Source organism: Klebsiella sp. 1SOBk10mer, from assembly GCF_046602535.1.
GTDB lineage: Bacteria > Pseudomonadota > Gammaproteobacteria > Enterobacterales > Enterobacteriaceae > Klebsiella > Klebsiella quasipneumoniae.
Genome location: NZ_JBKIUP010000006.1, coordinates 226,474 through 243,432, shown reverse-complemented (window position 1 = coordinate 243,432; position 16,959 = coordinate 226,474). Strand labels below are relative to the sequence as shown.

The following is a 16,959-nucleotide window of genomic DNA, read 5'->3' as shown; positions in this document are numbered from 1 at the left end:
TTCGCATCTCCTCAGGCCTTTTCCGGAACGGCGTTTAGCGGCAAATGCCTCTCTGAATGCCCCTGCTGCTGACGCATGGACAGCTCGCGCTGAATTGTCTGCATCATTTTGTCATCCAGCTTATAGAAACGCGCCAGCCACCACAGGAGCAGGTAAGATAGTGATGGACCGAGCGTTAACAGCCCCACAATTCCCATTGTCGCCAGCGGAGTCTGCGCCGTTACGCCCGCCTGATAGCCAAATAGCCCAAGCGAAAAACCTACGGCGGCACCAGCAACCGCCATGCCCATTTTCAAAGCAAACAGATTACCGGAATAGGATAATCCCGTGATGCGACGGCCAAACTTCCATTCGCCATAATCGGCAGCGTTGGCCATCATGTTCCATTTAAACGGCTGGTACATCTGATGGAAGAAGCCGACCAGGAAGTATAAAGGGAACACCACCGGCAGCCAGGTCGGCGGCACAAAGAACATTACGACGCCAACCAGGACCAGCAGGAGGTTGATATTTTTAAACAGCGATACCGCACGATAGCGCTTGGCCAGCCATCCGGCGGCGATGCTGCCGATAATCGTGCCAACGACGCTGGTGGAAACAAATGCTGATTTCATGGCCGTTCCTGCCGCTGACTCCACGCCGCCTAACATCAGGTAGGTTGCATAATAGAGCGTGGCGGCGCTGCGCATAACCCCGGCCATACTGGAGAAAAAAGTAATTATCGCCACAATACGCCACTGGTCATTCGCCAGCAGCTGACGGAGATCTTCGCGTATGCTCCCCTGCTGTTCAACAGCTGGAGCCACGCGTTCTTTGGTAGAGAAAAAGCAAAAAGCCAGCATTACAATAGCGATCGCGCCCATGATTCCCATTGTCGCCTGAAAACCAAACTGCTTATTTTCTTTACCGAAAAAATCCACCAGGAACAGGGTTGCGACAGAAACCATCAGACCGGCCAGAGAAGAGATCGTAAAACGATATGACTGGGCTGAAAGGCGATCCTTCTCATCACGCGTAATGACTCCGCCCAATGCGCAGTAAGGAATATTGATAAAGGTGTAACACAGCATGAGTAAGGTGTAGGTCAGGTAGGCATAAACCAGTTTACCCGATGCGCCAAATTCCGGGGTCGTGAAGGTCATTACCGCCAGCACGGCATAAGGTACGGCAAACCAGATAAGCCACGGGCGAAAATGGCCCCAGCGGGTCTTTACACGGTCTGCAACAATGCCGGTTAGCGGATCGGTAATCGCATCCAGAACCCGCGTCACCAGGAACATCACTCCGACTGCGGCAGCTGAGAGCCCGTAAATATCCGTATAAAACCATGTCAAAAACATGGTTACCGAAGAGTAAACGATACCGCAGGCTGCATCTCCCATGCCATATCCCAGCTTCTCCGCAAATGACAGTTTATTATCGTGATTCACAATATAACCCCTCTCAGATGAAGTGGTATTCACTGTAGAGGCAGGATAAAAACTATCCTATTGTCATTTTTCGCATCGGGTTTATGTTTTCTGTTAACTGAGAAAGTTGTCACACATCTATAAGATTGGTCTTACAAGTTATTGCATCACCTATTAAAAAGCTGGCGCAAGGCCAGCCTGAGGAGATAAGTGGAAAGGGGTAGGTTACTTCGCTTTGACGGTCTCTTCGCCCACCAGCCCGATCTTGAGATATCCCGCCTGATGCAGGGTATCCATCACTTTCATCATCGTCTCGTAATCGACGGTTTTATCCGCGCGGAAGAAGACGGTGGTATCTTTTTTGCCGGCGGTCAGGCTATCCAGGGCGTTAATCATATTCGCTTCGGTCACCGGGTCGTTGCCGAGGAACATGCTCTTATCCGCCTTCACCGACAGGTAGATAGGTTTTTCCGGTCGCGGTTGCGGCTGGCTGGAGGAGGCCGGCAGATTCACCTTCACGTCGACCGTCGCCAGCGGCGCGGCCACCATAAAGATAATCAGCAGAACCAGCATGACGTCGATAAACGGCGTCACGTTGATCTCATGCATTTCGCCGTTATCGTCCAGATTTTCATTAAGACGCATCGCCATAGCCGATCAACCTACCCGTAATTTCTGCGCGCTGCGCACCGGCTTCACGCCGCTGGCGCTGAGGTCCAGGTCGCGGCTTTGCAGCAGGAGTACCTGAGCGGCGACGTCACCGAGTGAGGCCTTATAGCTGCCGATCATGCGGGCGAAGATGTTATAGATGACCACCGCCGGGATGGCGGCGAACAGGCCGATGGCCGTCGCCAGCAGCGCTTCCGCGATGCCCGGCGCCACCACCGCAAGGTTGGTGGTCTGGGTCTGAGCGATGCCGATAAAGCTGTTCATGATGCCCCAGACGGTCCCGAACAGGCCAACGAACGGCGAAATGGCGCCGATGGTGGCCAGGTAGCCGTTGCCGCGCCCCATATGGCGACCGACGGCCGCGACGCGGCGCTCAAGGCGGAAACCGGTTCGTTCCTTGATGCCTTCATTGTCTTCGGCGCCGGCGGAGAGTTCGAGTTCGTTCTGCGCTTCATTGATAAGCTGGGTGGTGAGGCTTTTCGCCTCAAAGGCGCTGGCGATATCGCTGGCCTGATCGAGAGAGCGGGCTTCCGCCAGCTGCTGCTGTTCGCGTTTGAGGCGACGCTTACTGGCGAGGATTTCCGCCCCTTTGCCGAAGAAGATGGCCCAGGTGACGACTGACGCCAGAATCAGGCCAATCATCACCACCTTAACGACAATATCAGCATGATGATACATACCCCAAACGGAGAGATCCGCCTGCATCAAATTATTACCCACGCTCTATCTCCACGACGATAATCACAAAATCTGCCCTCAATAATATCAAAACGACATCGAATTGATAGTGGTTCTCATTAGTATTTACACTGTGCAGCAAATCACGTTTATTTTCCTTGCGCTTACGCAGTAAAAAAGTGGCTAACCGCGGGCCTGGTAAAATTTTCGCCTGTATCGGCAGCGCGCTGGTACAGAAAAGAAGAATCATGCTAGTTTAGACGTCCAGACGTATAAAAACAGGTTCATCAACATGGCTGATAAACATCTTGATACCGCGCTGGTCAACGCCGGGCGGAGCAAAAAGTACACCCAGGGCTCAGTGAACAGCGTGATCCAGCGCGCGTCATCGCTGGTTTTCGACACCGTAGAGGCCAAAAAGCACGCCACTCGCAATCGGGCCAACGGCGAGCTGTTTTACGGGCGTCGCGGCACCCTGACCCACTTCTCGCTGCAGGAAGCGATGTGCGAGCTGGAAGGCGGCGCCGGCTGCGCCCTCTTCCCCTGCGGCGCCGCCGCGGTAGCCAACACTATCCTGGCGTTTGTCGAGCAGGGCGACCATGTGCTGATGACCAATACCGCCTATGAGCCAAGCCAGGACTTTTGTACCAAAATTCTCGCCAAACTCGGCGTCACCACCAGCTGGTTCGATCCCTTAATCGGCGCTGATATTGCCCAACTTATTCGGCCGGAGACCCGCGTGGTGTTCCTGGAATCGCCCGGCTCCATCACCATGGAAGTGCATGATGTGCCAGCGATTGTCGCCGCCGTGCGTCAGGTCGCGCCGGAAGCGATTATCATGATCGATAACACCTGGGCGGCGGGGATCCTGTTCAAAGCGCTGGATTTTGGCATTGATATTTCCATCCAGGCAGGCACCAAATACCTGATCGGCCACTCCGACGCCATGGTCGGCACCGCGGTGGCGAACGCGCGCTGCTGGCCGCAGCTGCGTGAGAATGCCTATCTGATGGGGCAAATGCTGGACGCCGATACCGCCTATATGACCAGCCGCGGCCTGCGCACGCTGGGCGTCCGCCTGCGTCAGCATCATGAAAGCAGCCTGCGCATCGCCGAGTGGCTGGCGCAGCATCCGCAGGTGGCGCGGGTCAACCACCCCGCCCTGCCCGGCAGTAAAGGCCATGAGTTCTGGAAACGCGATTTTACCGGCAGCAGCGGGCTGTTCTCGTTTGTGCTCAACAAGCGTCTCAACGACGCTGAGCTGGCAGAGTATCTCGACAACTTCAGCCTGTTCAGCATGGCCTACTCGTGGGGCGGCTTTGAATCGCTGATTCTGGCCAATCAGCCGGAGCAAATCGCTCACATCCGACCGGATGCGGAAGTCGACTTCAGCGGCACGCTGATCCGTTTGCACATTGGTCTCGAAAATGTTGACGATCTGCAGGCGGATTTAGCAGCGGGCTTCGCGCGTATCGTGTAAAGTGACAGTCAGTGGCAACAATAGCGGACGCTTTTTATCGGAGCGGCCGCTTTTGTTGCGCCCGGGATCAAGGTGCTCGGGTCTCTTCAGGAGTACACTAGTCAACAATACGGTACCACTTAGGAAAGTCCATGGTTGTCATTCAAGAGATTGTCGCCGCGCTGTGGCAACATGATTTTGCCGCTCTGGCGAACCCTCATGTTGTGGGCGTTGTATATCTGGTTATGTTCGCGACCCTGTTTCTGGAAAACGGGCTGCTGCCTGCCTCCTTTTTACCTGGAGACAGCCTGCTGCTGCTCGCCGGCGCGCTGATTGCTAAAGGCGTCATGGACTTTGTGCCCACTATCGCCATTCTGACCGCCGCCGCCAGCCTCGGCTGCTGGCTGAGCTATGTACAGGGGCGCTGGCTGGGCAATACGCAAACGGTGAAAGGCTGGCTGGCGCACCTGCCGCATAAGTACCATCAGCGCGCCACCTGCATGTTTGACCGCCACGGTCTGCTGGCGCTGCTCGCGGGCCGCTTTCTGGCCTTTGTCCGTACCCTGTTGCCAACCATGGCGGGGATTTCCGGTCTGCCGAACCGCCGCTTCCAGTTCTTCAACTGGCTGAGCGCCCTGCTGTGGGTCGGCGTGGTCACGGGCCTCGGCTATGCGCTGAGCATGATCCCGTTCGTGAAACGTCATGAAGATCAGGTGATGACCTGTCTGATGATCCTGCCAATTGCCCTGCTGCTGGCTGGCCTGCTCGGCACGCTGTTCGTGGTGATCAAAAAGAAATACTGCAGCGCCTGACGTTGACTGCCGGGGGGGCTGCGCCCGCCCGGCCTGCTCCCTCCCCCGGTCTTACATCCCCTGCATCATACGAATACGCGCGGCGTCTTCCCCGGGCGTCATCCCGAAGTAGCGCTTAAACTCGCGGCTGAACTGGGAAGGACTTTCATAGCCCACCTGTATCGCCGCCGCACTGGCCTTCATGCCGTCATGGATCATCAGCATGCGCGCCTTGTGCAAACGGTAGGTTTTCAGATACTGCAGCGGCGAAGTGCTGGTCACCGCTTTAAAATTATGGTGAAACGCCGACACGCTCATATTCGCTTCGGCCGCCAGCCGATCGACGCTGAGGTTTTCGGTGTACTGACTCTCGATATGCTTGAGCACGCGGCTAATCAGGCTGAAGTGGGTCTGCCGGCTGACCAGCGCCAGCAGCGCGCCGCCGCAGGGTCCCGTCAGCACATAGTAGAGGATTTCACGGACGATCTGCTTGCCAAGGATCCGCGCGTCCAACGGCCGCTCCATCACGTCGAGCAGCCGTTCAGCAGCGCACAAGATGTCCTCCGAAAGCACTGCGGAGTTTATCCCGCTGGAGGCAACGGCGGGCTGAAACAGCGGATCCTCGCCAATGTCCATCAGCAGCTCCTGCAGCTGCAGGATATCGACGTTCAGGCGCATCCCGGCCAGGGGCACCTCCGGGGTGGCAAAGGTTTCGCACTCGAAGGGCAGCGGTACGGTCAGCAGTAGATATTCGTTTGTATCGTAGCGAAACGTCCGCTCATTGATATAACCAATTTTATGGCCAGAAAAGAGAAAAACGATCCCCGGCTGGTACATCACCGGCATCCGCGGTCCCGGCTGCGTCCCGTACAGCAGGCGAACGTCAGGTAGCAGCGAACTTAACATTTCGTGCTTATCTTTCAGCTGGTTAACCTTCTCTGTCAGTGTCCGACATATCTCTGCGTGTTGCATTGCCACCGTCTCTCCCGATGTTTCTTCACCTATATATTGTGCGCAGGTCGCCGCGGATTCTCCAGCCATATGGAGAAATAGGCAAGACATAGGCAGAAATGTGCATTGAGGGGCAACGGCGCGAGGACCACAATAACCGTCATCGGGCAGCGGTATCGTCCCTGTCGGCAGTTTTACTCTTTGGAGGACCCAAGCAATGAATAATTTTGACCTGCATACCCCAACCCGCATTCTGTTTGGCAAAGGCGCGATTGAAAAGCTGCGTGAACAGATCCCGGCGGAAGCTCGCGTACTGATCACCTACGGCGGCGGCAGCGTGAAAAAAACGGGCGTCCTGGATCAGGTACTGACCGCCCTGAATGGCCTGGACGTCCTTGAATTTGGCGGCATCGAGCCGAACCCGTCTTACGAAACCCTGATGAATGCGGTGAAGCTCGCCCGCGAAGAGAAGGTCACTTTCCTGCTGGCGGTCGGCGGCGGTTCGGTGCTGGATGGCACCAAATTTATCGCGGCAGCAGCCCACTATGACGCCAACATTGATCCGTGGGAAATTCTGGAAACCTATGGCAGTAAGATCGCCAGCGCCATTCCAATGGGCTCGGTTCTCACTCTGCCGGCGACCGGTTCTGAATCAAACAAAGGGGCGGTGATTTCGCGGAAAACTACCGGTGACAAACGCGCGTTTATGTCTTCGCACGTTCAGCCGCAGTTCGCGATCCTCGACCCGGTCTACACCTATACCCTGCCGCCGCGCCAGGTCGCCAACGGCGTGGTTGACGCCTTCGTCCATACCGTCGAACAGTACGTCACCTACCCGGTTGACGGCAAAATTCAGGACCGCTTCGCCGAAGGCATTCTCCTGACCCTGATCGAGGATGGCCCGAAAGCGCTGCAGGAGCCGGAAAATTATAACGTGCGCGCCAACATTATGTGGGCCGCGACCCAGGCGCTGAACGGCCTGATCGGCGCTGGCGTGCCGCAGGACTGGGCAACGCATATGCTTGGCCACGAACTGACGGCGATGCATGGTCTCGATCACGCCCAGACGCTGGCTATCGTTCTGCCGGCGCTGTGGAATGAGAAGCGCGATACCAAGCGCGACAAGCTGCTGCAATATGCTGAGCGCGTGTGGCATATCACCGAGGGCTCCGACGACCAGCGTATCGATGCCGCCATCGCCGCGACGCGCCAGTTCTTCGAGCAGATGGGCGTGCCGACCCGCCTTTCCGATTACGGTCTCGACGGGAGCTCCATCCCGGCGCTGCTGGCGAAACTGGAAGAGCACGGCATGACCAAACTGGGCGAGCATCAGGATATCACCCTTGACGTCAGCCGCCGTATCTACGAGGCTGCCCGCTAAGTTACCCCGCCTGATTCACCTCTCCTTACGTTAAACAAACGTCGGGGAGGGGTGTTTTTACTACCGTTTTTAGCTATTTCGTCCAGACTTAATGCTACCCCTCGGCGGATCCTGCTTCGCCGAGTTCATTAACAGGAGGAAGGCATGACACATCCAACCGTTATAAAACTACACGACGGCAACCTGATGCCGCAGCTGGGTCTCGGCGTGTGGAAAGCTGGCAACGAGGAAGTCGTCTCCGCCATTCATAAGGCGCTGGAAGTCGGTTATCGCTCTTTTGACACCGCCGCCGCGTACCAAAATGAGGCTGGCGTCGGTAACGCGCTGCAAAGCGCTGGCGTCAATCGCAATGAGCTGTTCATCACCACCAAGCTATGGAACGACGATCAAAAACGGCCGCACGAGGCGCTGAAAGAGAGTCTCAGCAAGCTGAAACTGGACTATGTGGATCTCTATTTAATCCACTGGCCGGTGCCGGCTATCGGCCATTACGTCGAGGCCTGGCAGGCGCTGATTGAGCTGCAGCAGCAGGGGCTGGCGAAGAGCATCGGCGTGTGTAATTTCCAGGTGCCGCATCTGCAGAAGCTGATTGATGAAACCGGCGTCGCGCCGGTGATCAACCAGATAGAGCTGCATCCGCTGCTTCAGCAGCGGCAGCTGCACGCCTGGAACGCCACCCACAAGATCCAGACCGAATCCTGGAGCCCGCTGGCCCAGGGCGGTAAGGGCGTCTTCGATCAGAAAGTCATCCATCAGCTGGCTGATAAATATGGTAAAACGCCGGCGCAGATTGTCATCCGCTGGCATCTAGACAGCGGTCTGGTGGTGATCCCGAAATCCGTCACGCCGTCGCGCATCGCTGAAAACTTTAACGTCTGGGATTTTCGCCTGGATAAAGAGGAGCTGGGTGAGATTGCGAAGCTGGATCAGGGCAAGCGTCTGGGTCCTGACCCGGATCAGTTCGGCGGATAACAGGTAAAAAAGCCGGGCTGCGCTGATGCGTGCCCGGCTTGAGAAACCACCCGGCCAGCGAAACGCAGCCGGGCGCAAAGTCAGGCTTAACGCCCGGCGACTTTACCCCGTTTGACGGGCTTTTTCGCCGTTGCGCCACCGTTAGAACGCTGATGCGCAATCGGCGTGTGCTTGGTCAGCGCCGGGCGGGTATGACGGTTCTGGCGACGCGCTTCGCGCATCTCATCCAGGGTCGGCGCCGGCACCAGGCAGTCGCGACGAGAGCCAATCAGGTGTTTCTTGCCCATCGCCTCCAGCGCCTGACGGATCAGCGGCCAGTTGGCCGGATCGTGGTAGCGCAGCAGCGCTTTGTGCAGACGGCGTTGTTTATCGCCCTTCGGCACCACCACCTCTTCACTCTTATAGCCGATCTTGCCCAGCGGGTTTTTGCCGGTGTAATACATGGTGGTCGAGTTCGCCAGCGGCGACGGATAGAAGTTCTGCACCTGGTCGAGACGGAAGCGGTGCTTCTTCAGCCACAGCGCCAGGTTCACCATGTCTTCATCACGGGTCCCCGGGTGGGCGGAGATAAAGTACGGGATCAGATACTGCTCTTTACCCGCCTGCTTCGAATAGGTGTCGAACAGCTCTTTAAAGCGGTCGTAGCTGCCCATTCCCGGCTTCATCATCTTCGACAGCGGGCCCTCTTCGGTATGCTCCGGCGCGATCTTCAGATAGCCGCCGACGTGGTGGGTCGCCAGCTCTTTAATATAGCGCGGATCTTCGACCGCGATGTCATAGCGTACCCCGGAGGCGATAAGGATCTTCTTGATGCCCTTCAGCTCGCGGGCGCGACGGTAAAGGTTGATCGTCGGCTCATGGTTGGTATCCATGTGCGGGCAGATATCCGGGTAGACGCAGGAGAGACGGCGACAGGTCTGCTCGGCTCGTGGCGATTTGCAGCGCAGCATATACATGTTGGCGGTGGGTCCGCCGAGATCGGAGATCACGCCGGTAAAGCCCGGCACCGTGTCGCGAATGGCTTCGATCTCATTGATGATCGAATCCTCAGAACGGCTCTGGATAATGCGTCCTTCGTGCTCGGTGATCGAGCAGAACGAACAGCCGCCGAAGCAGCCGCGCATGATGTTGATAGAGAAGCGGATCATCTCATACGCCGGGATGCGCGCATCGCCATAGGAAGGATGCGGCACGCGCTTGTAGGGCAGCGCGAAAACGCTGTCCATCTCTTCGGTGGAGAGCGGGATTGCCGGCGGGTTGATCCAGATGTAGCGCTCGCCGTGCTTTTGCATCAGCGCCCGGGCGCAGCCGGGGTTGGTTTCATGGTGCAGAATGCGCGAGGCGTGAGCGTACAGGACCTTATCGCCTTTCACCTTCTCGAAGGAGGGCAGCAGCACATAGGTCTTTTCCCACGGTTTTGGCCGCGGCGGCTGCACGACAACGGCTTTAGCCTCGGCTTTTTTCGGGGCCACCGGTTTGTTGTCTGCACACGGCAGATCTTCACCATACGGGTGCGGGATGGGGTCGATTTTGCCCGGGGTATCCAGACGGGTGGAGTCAACGCCGCTCCAGCCCGGGAGGGCCTCTTTCACCATGATGGCGGTATTGCGCACATCGCGGATCTGATCGATGGTTTCGCCCATCGCCAGGCGATGAGCCACTTCCACCAGCGGACGCTCGCCGTTGCCGAACATCAGCATATCGGCCTTGGAGTCCACCAGCACCGAGCGGCGCACGGTATCGGACCAGTAATCATAGTGGGCGGTACGGCGCAGGCTGGCTTCGATGCCGCCGAGGATCACGGGCACATCTTTCCACGCCTCTTTACAGCGCTGGGTGTAGACCAGGGTGGCGCGGTCCGGACGCTTGCCCGCCACGTTGCCGGCGGTGTAAGCGTCATCATGACGCAGCTTACGGTCGGCGGTGTAGCGGTTGATCATCGAGTCCATGTTGCCGGCGGTCACGCCGAAGAACAGGTTCGGTTTGCCCAGACGCATGAAGTCGTCTTTGGTGTTCCAGTCCGGCTGGGAGATGATCCCCACGCGGAACCCCTGCGCTTCCAGCATACGGCCGCAGATGGCCATCCCGAAGCTCGGGTGGTCGACGTAGGCGTCGCCGGTCACCAGAATAATGTCGCAGCTATCCCAGCCAAGTTGATCCATCTCTTCACGCGACATCGGTAAAAATGGCGCAGGGCCGAAACAGGCAGCCCAGTATTGCGGCCAGGAAAAAAGGTCACGATCCGGTTGGATCAGGGATATTGCGCTCATATTGCTTCCGGGGAAAATGATAAAAAAATAACCAAAAGGGCGTGGATTATAAGCCGGAATGATAGTGGAAATGAAGGAGGATTTTCTCAAACCCTGACCGTATGCCGGCCAGGGTCGAAGAGATTATGGCGCAGGATTCACCAGCATCTGGCCAATCGAACCGCGGTCGGCCAGCTCCAGCGTCTGGCTCAGATACTGGAACGGGAAGTGCGGCCACGACGGCTGGGCGTAGTAGACCAGCAGTTCGACCTGCCCGTCGACCCACACGGTGTCCTTCCAGCCGCGGTCTTCCGGGAAAGGGGTCGAACCGTTGACGTTACGGATCTGGAACATCACCCCTTCAATATGGAACGACTGCGGGCGGTCGGCGCGCACTGTCCAGCGCTCCCAGGTCCCCTGCTGCGCCGTAATATCAATACGCTGCGGATCCCATAGCTGGCCGTTAATCCCTGGATCGTCGCCGAGGGTGATATCCCGGCTGCGGATCGGCGTACCGGAGAGCAGCTCGGTCGGCAGCAGACGCACCGGCAGACTGTCGGTGACCAGCGGCAGCAGCCCGGTCGGGCGCAAGGTCAGCACCAGCGTGGAGACCAGAATGCTGGACGGTTCAAAAAAGCCGCGGATACGGTCGACAATGCTCGCCGCTTCGCCGCAGGTAATGGACACTTCATCGCCGTTGGTCATATCGACCAGGATTTCACGCCGTTCCCCCGGCGCCAGCGACAGCTGCTTGAGCGAAACCGGCGCCGGCAGGAACCCCTGGTCGCCGGAAATGACATGCAGCAGTCGGCCATCGCTCATCTGTAGCTGATAGCGCCGGGAGTTGGAGGCGTTCAGCAGGCGCAGTCGCACCCAGCCGCGCGACACTTCGACATAGGGGCTCTGCACGCCATTGACCAGCAGCGTGTCGCCGACGAAGCCGCCGCTGCCCGGTTCGCTATATTCCGGCGTGCCGAAGTTATCCAGCCGTTTATCCTGAATTATCACCGGGAAGTCATCGACGCCATAGTGGTTAGGGATCGGCAGGTTCTTGCTCACCTCATCCTCCACCAGCCACATGCCGGCCAGACCGTTATAGACCTGCTTCGCCATCCGGTTCGGCGTATTGGCCTGGTACCACAGCGTCGCCGCACTCTGGCGGATCGGCAGCACCGGCGCCCAGTCGGCGTTCGGCGACATCATGCGCGCCGCGCCGCCGATCAGCGGGCCCGGCACCTGCAGGCCGCGGATGGTCATCGCGACGTTCTCTGTCAGACGGTTGCTGTAGATAAGCTTGACGTCGTCTCCGCTCCAGACGCGGATCGTCGGCCCCATATAGCGGCCATTGATCCCCCAGACGGGGGCGCGGGTGCCTGGCGTAAACGACCAGTGCGAACGCTGCAGCGTCAGAAACAGCGGCTGACCGCGACGGGATTCCAGCAGCGGCGGAACCGGCAGCGCAGGCTGCTGGCCGGCGGCATGGGCCTTCAGCGGCGCGGCGCCAGCGCACAGCGCTACGCCGGAAGCCTTAATAAACTGACGCCGACTGAGTGACATATTAACTCCATGACATACTGACAAATGAAAAAGGGAATTCGTTTCCCGCCAGCAATACGCGCGCGGTGGCGGCGTTTCCTGTCTTATTGCTTGCCGGCCGCTTCGCGCTCGGCCACTTCGTTGTCCAGCTCAGCGATTTTGGCGGCCATCAGCTCGCGGCAATGCGTCGCCAGCGCGCGCACGTTGTCTTTACCGAACTGGCTGGTATCCACCGGCGGCAGCATTTCCACAATCACCAGACCGTTGTTCCAGCGATTGAGCTTTATTTTATTCGATGTATTCGAGACACACACCGGAATAATCGGCACGCCGGCGGCAATAGCCGCGTGGAAGGCGCCGGTTTTAAACGGCAGCAGACCGCGGCCGCGGCTGCGGGTCCCTTCCGGGAACATCCAGAACGAAATTTTACGCTTTTTAAAGGCGTTAACGACCTCGGCAATGGTGCCGTGCGCTTTGGTTCGATTATTACGGTCAATCAGCAGATTACCGGTCAGCCAGTACAGCTGGCCAAAGAACGGGATCCACAGCAGGCTCTTTTTCCCCACGGTAACCGTCGGGGCCTGCACGATGTTAGACGCCGTCACCATATCATAGTTGTTCTGGTGGTTAGCGATGTAGATCGCGTTGCCATAGCTTTCCGCGTCGGCAGGTTTGCGCAGCTCCACCTTGAGGCCAAACACCGGGGATAAGCGGCCAAACAGATGGCCGAAAGTGGCAACGTGTTTTGGATTACGCGGGCTGAACAAGCAGTACAGACAGCCAAGTATGCACACCACGATGCAATAAATGACCACGAAAATTACTCGAAAAATGAATAGCATAGCTACCTCTAAAACCCAAACCTCTTAGAATTATTCGCTGCTGGCAGAAGGCAGGCTCACGAGTTCTGCGCAGGCCGGGACCGTTCTTCCTGGGTCCCTGATGATGGACATTGTTAATCGCAACGCCTGAATAAACAACGATTTTGCGGCATTTTTTCGCCTCCTCCCGTCAAAGACGGGAGGAGAAGCGCTTACTCTTCGCTATCGCCTGCCGCGGCGCGGCGCGGCGAGTCAATTTCAACACGGTCTATTTTCTGCAGCCCGCGCATCAGCGAACCGCGGCGGCCGCGCTCGCCGGTGACTTTTTGCAGCTCTTCCGGACGCAGTTTGATCTTCCGTTTGCCGACGTGAATGGTCAGCGTACTCTGCGGCGGCAGGACAAACAGATGTGCGAGACCGTCCTGTCCGGCGGCGGCTTCCGCCGCGGGAATGTTGATGATTTTGTTGCCCTTGCCTTTCGACAGCTGCGGCAGATCGCTGACCGGGAACATCAGCATCCGCCCGGCGGCGGTGATGGCCAGCAGCATATCGGACTCGTCCTCAATGACCAGCGGCGGCATCACATGCGCGTTGTCAGGCAGGGTGATCAACGCTTTACCGGCGCGGTTGCGCGCCACCAGATCGTTAAAGGTGCAGACAAAACCGTAGCCGGCGTCGGAGGCCATCAGCAGTTTCTGATCGTCGCCTTCCATCAGCATATGTTCCACGGTCGCGCCCGGCGGCAGCGTGAGCTTACCGGTCAGCGGCTCACCCTGGCCACGCGCCGAGGGCAGAGTAATCGGATCAATGGCATAGCTGCGCCCGGTGGTATCGATAAACACCACCGGCTGGTTGCTCTTGCCCTTCGCCGAGGCTTTCCAGCTGTCGCCCGCCTTATAGCTTAAGCCCTGGGCGTCAATGTCGTGCCCTTTGGCGCTGCGCACCCAGCCCATCTGCGACAGAACGATAGTCACCGGCTCAGACGGCAGCATGTCATGCTCGCTCATCGCTTTCGCTTCTTCACGCTCGTGAAGCGGCGAGCGGCGATCGTCGCCGAAAGCATCGGCATCGGCCTGCAGCTCTTTCTTCAGCAGATTGTTCATCTTACGTTCAGAGGCCAGAATCGCCTGCAGCTGATCGCGCTCTTTTTCCAGCTCGTTCTGCTCGCCGCGGATCTTCATCTCTTCCAGTTTGGCGAGATGGCGCAGCTTCAGTTCCAGAATCGCTTCCGCCTGGGTTTCGCTGATGGCAAAGCGCGACATCAGAGCTGGCTTCGGCTCATCTTCCGTGCGGATGATCTCAATGACTTCATCGATATTAAGGAACGCCACCAGCAAACCTTCGAGGATATGCAGGCGCTTAAGGACCTTCTCTAACCGGTGGTTCAGACGGCGACGTACGGTATCACGACGGAACACCAGCCATTCGCTGAGGATCTCCAGCAGGTTTTTTACCGCCGGGCGGCCGTCGAGACCGATCATATTGAGGTTGATGCGGTAGCTCTTCTCCAGATCGGTGGTGGCGAACAGATGGTTCATCACCTGCTCCATATCCACCCGGTTGGAGCGCGGGACGATCACCAGACGGGTCGGATTTTCGTGGTCCGATTCGTCGCGCAGGTCATCCACCATCGGCAGCTTTTTATTGCGCATCTGCGCCGCAATTTGCTCCAGAACTTTGGCGCCGGAGACCTGGTGCGGCAGCGCGCTGATCACTACCGCGCCGTCCTCTTTGCTCCACACCGCGCGCATGCGCACAGAGCCGCGTCCGTTCTGGTAGATTTTGCGAATTTCCGCCCGCGAAGTGATGATCTCCGCCTCGGTCGGGAAATCCGGCCCCTGGACAATATCCAGCAGTTCGTCGAGGGTCGTTTTCGGCTGCTCAATCAGCGTAATCGCCGCTTTCGCTACTTCACGCAGGTTGTGCGGCGGAATATCGGTCGCCATGCCCACCGCGATGCCGGTGGTGCCGTTGAGCAGGATGTTTGGCAGGCGCGCCGGCAGCATTTTCGGCTCCTGCAGCGTGCCGTCAAAGTTTGGCACCCAGTCGACCGTCCCCTGCCCCAGCTCGCTGAGCAGCAGCTCGGCATACTTCGACAGGCGGGATTCGGTGTAACGCATGGCGGCGAAGGATTTCGGATCGTCCGGCGCCCCCCAGTTCCCCTGGCCATCCACCAGCGGATAGCGATAGGAGAAGGGTTGCGCCATCAGCACCATCGCTTCATAGCAGGCGCTGTCGCCGTGCGGGTGATATTTACCCAGCACGTCGCCGACGGTGCGGGCGGACTTTTTGAATTTGGCGCTGGCGTTCAGCCCCAGTTCGGACATCGCATAGACGATGCGACGCTGGACCGGTTTTAAGCCATCGCCAATAAACGGTAATGCCCTGTCCATGATCACGTACATGGAGTAGTTCAGGTAAGCATTTTCCGTAAATTCATGCAGCGCAAGGCGCTCTGCCATATCGCTCATTAATCGTGGATCCTCAATCTGGGTACCGACCGTTCGGACGGCAAAACTACCCGCGATAATACCCGATCTCACGCCCTGAGTCACAGGCCGTGAGATCGGTTGAGGATTCCGTCACCTTAATCAGGCCAGCGGCAGATAAATATCGGTTTGCAGCTCATGCTCAGCCACCTCATGGACAAAATTGAGGTAACGGAAGTACACCGGAAAATCCCGTAACGTCTCGCCTGAAGCGGGTAACCAGTCGCGATAGAGAAACCAAACGCTGTTCGCCAGCGTGTCCAGCGAGCCGTGATGGCGCACGACGGCGCAGCGTCCGCCGGGGATTTCGCCGTTAATCACGCCAAAGGCGTTTTCACCGACCGGCCGTGCGACCGTACCGCAGATGTCAAAACGAAATTCCCCCTGCGGGGTGGTCTGCGGATCGTCCCAGGCGATCCCCCAGGTATCGCAGGTGGCGATGGGCGATAATCCGCTCGTTTTACGCCAGGCGATAAAACGCGCGGCGGTGGCGTTGACAAGGTCCGGGCTGCCGCGATGTTGCAGTACGGCTATCCGGGTGGTGGGGAACGAAATAATGTTGACGTCCATCGACGTTTGCTCCTGTAGCGTATGTTTCGGTACGCGTCGATGCCACTCGGCCCAGTCCGGTTGCTGACGGAACTGGGTCGGGCTTTGGTCAAACGCGGTACGGAAGGCACGACTGAACGACTCCGCATTCTGAAATCCGGCATCAAGGGCAATATCGATGACTTTATCGCGGGGGTTGAACGCCAGGCGCCAACAGGCGCGTCGCAGACGCAACCACTGAATATACCGGTACAAGGGAATGCCGGTATAAGCGCTAAATTGCCGGTGAAAATGGTAAGGCGAACTGTGCGCTATCGCGCTCAGCATCTCCAGCGACAGCGGCTCATCAAGATGGTGCGCAATGTACCTACAGACGCGCTGAAAGCGCCCGACATACGCCGGGCTGGCCTTAATATCGTTCATCGTCTCCTCCTCGCGACATACTCTGACAGAGCGAGGATAGCGATGCCTGACCGATCTTGCGCTTATCCGACGGAGACTTATGGCGCGATTTTACGGATCTGTTTAACGTCGATTTCCACCGAGTTCCAGTCCTTATCGACTTCCCCCTGAATTTCTACCGTGTCCTGTGGGCCGACGGTGACGCCGTTCCAGCGTTTGTGGTCGATATCGACATTGATCACTCCGGTAGCATCCTGGAACTTATACAGATCGTCGGAAACGCGCTCGGTGATTTTGCCGCGCAGGGTCACCCAGGTATCGTCCCGCAGCGATTTGACATTGGTGACGGTGGTGACCGCGCCGCTCGGGCCGGTGAAGCCGCCGCCCTGGGTGGTTGAACTTGCCGGCGTGGTCGCAGAAGGACCGGTATACCCGCCCTGTCCGGCAGCCAGCACCGGCATGGAAACCAGGGCAACGATCGCGGTCATCGCAGCAATTTTCTTCATGATGTGTTCTCCCTTCGTGTTGATATGGCTCCTATTACGCCCGACAAAACTTAACGACTTCTTAAGGGGAAAAAAGAAATTTTAATGCTGTACATCA

At 57.9% G+C, this 16,959-nt stretch carries 14 protein-coding genes; 4 read left to right on the top strand and 10 right to left on the bottom strand.

Going from position 1 to position 16,959, the window contains the following annotated elements:
* Window positions 1-11: 11 nt before the first annotated feature.
* From ACLH1I_RS17435 to exbB, 3 genes are all read right to left on the bottom strand, one after another.
* Window positions 12-1,430: a glycoside-pentoside-hexuronide (GPH):cation symporter gene (locus ACLH1I_RS17435; protein ID WP_049092246.1), complete on the bottom strand. Its 1,419-nt coding sequence runs from the start codon at window positions 1,428-1,430 to the stop codon at window positions 12-14.
* Between the two features lie 204 nt (window positions 1,431-1,634).
* Window positions 1,635-2,060 (bottom strand): TonB system transport protein ExbD, encoded by a 426-nt coding sequence (gene exbD / locus ACLH1I_RS17430; RefSeq protein WP_002916785.1) that lies wholly within the window; start codon window positions 2,058-2,060, stop codon window positions 1,635-1,637.
* Window positions 2,061-2,066: 6 nt separating this feature from the next.
* Entirely contained in the window at window positions 2,067-2,798 is a 732-nt protein-coding gene (gene exbB, locus ACLH1I_RS17425; protein WP_004174395.1) for a tol-pal system-associated acyl-CoA thioesterase, read from the bottom strand.
* 250 nt (window positions 2,799-3,048) lie between these two features.
* On the opposite strand from exbB, the gene metC reads away from it, so the two are divergent.
* Complete coding sequence (gene metC, locus ACLH1I_RS17420; protein WP_004205213.1) at window positions 3,049-4,236, top strand: cystathionine beta-lyase; 1,188 nt, start codon at window positions 3,049-3,051, stop codon at window positions 4,234-4,236.
* 131 nt (window positions 4,237-4,367) lie between these two features.
* On the top strand, window positions 4,368-5,027 hold the full coding sequence (yghB, locus tag ACLH1I_RS17415; RefSeq protein WP_004205217.1) for a DedA family general envelope maintenance protein YghB: 660 nt from the start codon (window positions 4,368-4,370) through the stop codon (window positions 5,025-5,027).
* 51 nt (window positions 5,028-5,078) lie between these two features.
* On the opposite strand, the gene ACLH1I_RS17410 is transcribed toward yghB, so the two are convergent.
* Window positions 5,079-5,978, bottom strand: coding sequence for an AraC family transcriptional regulator (locus ACLH1I_RS17410; RefSeq protein WP_023319156.1), 900 nt, complete (start codon window positions 5,976-5,978; stop codon window positions 5,079-5,081).
* Between the two features lie 196 nt (window positions 5,979-6,174).
* Here ACLH1I_RS17410 and yqhD point away from each other — a divergent pair, with 196 nt between their 5' ends.
* Window positions 6,175-7,338 (top strand): alcohol dehydrogenase, encoded by a 1,164-nt coding sequence (yqhD, locus tag ACLH1I_RS17405; protein WP_023319157.1) that lies wholly within the window; start codon window positions 6,175-6,177, stop codon window positions 7,336-7,338.
* A gap of 144 nt (window positions 7,339-7,482) precedes the next feature.
* Complete coding sequence (gene dkgA / locus ACLH1I_RS17400) at window positions 7,483-8,310, top strand: 2,5-didehydrogluconate reductase DkgA (protein WP_048325746.1); 828 nt, start codon at window positions 7,483-7,485, stop codon at window positions 8,308-8,310.
* Window positions 8,311-8,396: 86 nt separating this feature from the next.
* Here dkgA and ACLH1I_RS17395 read toward each other — a convergent pair whose 3' ends face one another.
* The 6 genes from ACLH1I_RS17395 to ACLH1I_RS17370 form a co-directional block, all read right to left on the bottom strand.
* A complete protein-coding gene (locus ACLH1I_RS17395; protein WP_072140373.1) occupies window positions 8,397-10,670 on the bottom strand; it encodes a YgiQ family radical SAM protein in 2,274 nt (757 codons plus the stop codon).
* A 33-nt stretch (window positions 10,671-10,703) separates the two neighbouring features.
* On the bottom strand, window positions 10,704-12,116 hold the full coding sequence (gene ftsP / locus ACLH1I_RS17390; RefSeq protein ID WP_004205222.1) for a cell division protein FtsP: 1,413 nt from the start codon (window positions 12,114-12,116) through the stop codon (window positions 10,704-10,706).
* Window positions 12,117-12,199: 83 nt separating this feature from the next.
* Window positions 12,200-12,937, bottom strand: a complete 738-nt coding sequence (plsC, locus tag ACLH1I_RS17385) for a 1-acylglycerol-3-phosphate O-acyltransferase (RefSeq protein WP_004205223.1) — start codon at window positions 12,935-12,937, stop codon at window positions 12,200-12,202.
* 191 nt (window positions 12,938-13,128) lie between these two features.
* A complete protein-coding gene (parC, locus tag ACLH1I_RS17380) occupies window positions 13,129-15,387 on the bottom strand; it encodes a DNA topoisomerase IV subunit A (protein ID WP_004205224.1) in 2,259 nt (752 codons plus the stop codon).
* 120 nt (window positions 15,388-15,507) lie between these two features.
* A complete protein-coding gene (locus tag ACLH1I_RS17375) occupies window positions 15,508-16,377 on the bottom strand; it encodes a GyrI-like domain-containing protein (RefSeq protein WP_043520949.1) in 870 nt (289 codons plus the stop codon).
* 77 nt (window positions 16,378-16,454) lie between these two features.
* Window positions 16,455-16,862, bottom strand: coding sequence for a YgiW/YdeI family stress tolerance OB fold protein (locus ACLH1I_RS17370; protein WP_023319161.1), 408 nt, complete (start codon window positions 16,860-16,862; stop codon window positions 16,455-16,457).
* Window positions 16,863-16,959 lie beyond the last annotated feature (97 nt).